This window comes from Streptomyces sp. SP18BB07, assembly GCF_036322545.1.
Lineage (GTDB): Bacteria > Actinomycetota > Actinomycetes > Streptomycetales > Streptomycetaceae > Streptomyces > Streptomyces deccanensis.
Genome location: NZ_JAQYWT010000054.1, coordinates 1 through 273, shown reverse-complemented (window position 1 = coordinate 273; position 273 = coordinate 1). Strand labels below are relative to the sequence as shown.

Here is a 273-nt window from a genome sequence, read left to right as displayed (position 1 = left end):
TCCAGCGGGGTACGCGCTGACCGGCACCGCCCCCGAGTTCTCGGCCCAGATGGTGTTTCCCTCTCCCCATCGTCTGGGCCGAGTGCACGTTCCCCGCGCGGACCGCCGAGCGCGGGCGCACGGAGAGCACGGCGAGCGGGGGCGGTGCTCCGGTCGCGCCACCGGGTGCGACGGGCGGCACCGGCGGATATCCGGCCGGCGCCGTCGCGCCCGGCGGCATCCCGGGAGCCGTACCGCCGACGACCCGGTCACGGCCCTCGGCGACCTGGCCCT

The 273-nt window shown here is 77.7% G+C and carries 1 pseudogene; it reads right to left on the bottom strand.

Going from position 1 to position 273, the window contains the following annotated elements:
- Nucleotides 1-273, bottom strand: a pseudogene (locus PUR53_RS00150) (hypothetical protein); the annotation flags it as partial.